Origin of the sequence: Pseudoalteromonas sp. S558, assembly GCF_005886635.1 — a bacterium.
GTDB lineage: Bacteria > Pseudomonadota > Gammaproteobacteria > Enterobacterales > Alteromonadaceae > Pseudoalteromonas > Pseudoalteromonas aliena.
Genome location: NZ_PNDU01000174.1, coordinates 1 through 2,015 on the forward strand (window position 1 = coordinate 1; position 2,015 = coordinate 2,015).

The 2,015-nt window shown below is 38.9% G+C and carries 1 protein-coding gene; it reads right to left on the bottom strand.

Annotated features, from left to right (window positions below):
- Positions 1-376: 376 nt before the first annotated feature.
- A complete protein-coding gene (locus CWB66_RS12735) occupies positions 377-1,012 on the bottom strand; it encodes a methyltransferase family protein (protein ID WP_138585671.1) in 636 nt (211 codons plus the stop codon).
- Positions 1,013-2,015: the final 1,003 nt, after the last annotated feature.

Genomic DNA, 2,015 nt, shown 5'->3' on the forward strand with positions numbered 1-2,015 from the left:
AACCATAATGATATTTAAATTTATTTTTCTCTAGCCAGAGATTTTCAGTGAAAACAAGGCGAATTTACGCGTCAATAGCTAGCCTATTGCAAATAAATTCAACGTAGTTAGCGCTGAAAATAGCTGCTCGAGATAGATTTATTATCCAGAGTTCAGGTTATTTAGGGCCTTAAGTACGCCTCAAGCGTTAATTTGTACTATTTTATAATATAAAGTAGCGTATAAAACGCAGACTAATTGTTAATAAAGTACATCAAATTAGCCATACTAATTCCTTAATAAACGGGTCTATGATGAAGGAAATAAACAGTGTGGCAACAAGGCAAAATTTCATCATTTAGCCCCTAAAACAATCTTACTTTAATAAAATGGAGTTCTATAGCCAGCGAGGAACAAGCTGCTTATACTTTTGATATGACTCTGTAAACGATTTTTCTAAATGTGCTTCTTCTACCATTATTTGCCTATACAATGCGGTTAACCCTACTAGCAAACAAACTAAACTAAATAAGCAAGGGAGCGCTAAAAAAAAGCCAATTTGTGCAGCAGCAACACCTAAGTACATTGGATTTCGAGAATACTCATAAAGCCCCGTCGTTTTAAGCTCTTTTGGTCCATTTGGATCAATTCCTGAGCGCCAAAGTGATGCCATATCAAAATGTACGAACATACTTAATGCGAAACCTGCGCTTAGTAATACATTACCAAACATAACGCCAGGCCAACCATTTAGAGGGGTAAATAAAAGTAAATAATCATCCAACTCTGGAATAAATAGCCTAACAACACACACTAACCAAATAGCAGCTCTAAAAAACTTAAACGCCATATGGTTCCACCAACTAGAGCAAAATTGTTTGCCTGGAAAAATGACGCCAGAAGGTGTAGTTCGGTTTTTATAAATAATTCTGTATGTATAAAAAGCAGCTACAAATGTATAAAAGATAGCAAGATAAATACGTGTGAATTCAATGAGTGATGTGGAGTCATCTATAAAAAGTTGATAATTCATTCAGAACAGCCCAGTGCCTTAATCGCAATACTAAGATAATAAATTCACCTTAGTATTCATACCGTTAATTAACAAGTAAAGTAAGCGAGATGAACATAAATATGATGATCTATGAAGTTTATCAAGCGATCTCGCAGCGGAGGATGGCAAAAACCCCGTCACATTGCTGTATCGGTTTTTTTAAATTTGAAATTGGTACGAAAGCCACAGTGCCAATGATGCGCTATCATTGGCTAGGCTTGTCTTCGAGCTTTTTCAGTGCGAGTGTATATCATTCAAACCTCACTTTTCTGCAGACGTAAAAAAGCCCGAATCGTTAGATTCGGGCTCTCTTTAATTTGAAGTCGGTGCCCTACGCAGTAGAATGTCGTAGTGCCCACAGTGGTGGAGAGCCACAGTGCAAATGGGATACTATCTTTGCGTCGGGGCGGCCTTCCGTGGGGCTCGCCTTCGAGCTGTTTTGTTTCACTACTGAGTTCAGCATAGGCTCTTGGCTATTTATTAAACTCTAAACAGCAAAAAACCCGTCACATTGCTGTAACGGGTTTCTTTAATTTGAAGCCTTGTGATGTCGTAGTGCCTACAGCGGTAAAAAGTCACATAGCAAATGCTACATACTTATCGGCGTGCAGAGATATTGAGTGATTTTGGTGTGATTAAACATAATTTTAGCGTCAGGAGTCGCTGCGCCCGCCGGACCTACGTGATGGCTGTTGATGTGAGTGTATGTTAATTGTACACATTTCACTTTTCTGCAAACGTAAAAAAGCCCGAATCGTTAGATTCGGGCTCTCTACAATTTGAAGCCTGTGTAATGTCGTAGTGCCCACAGCGGTGGAGAGCCACATAGCAAATGCACACTATCATCGCTCGAAGCTTTGGTTTCACTATTAAGTTCGGTTTGGGCTCTTGGCTATTTATTAAATCCCAGATAGCAAAAAACCCGTCACATTGCTGTAACGGGTTTCTTTAATTTGAAGCCTTGTGATACCAATTCCATTTT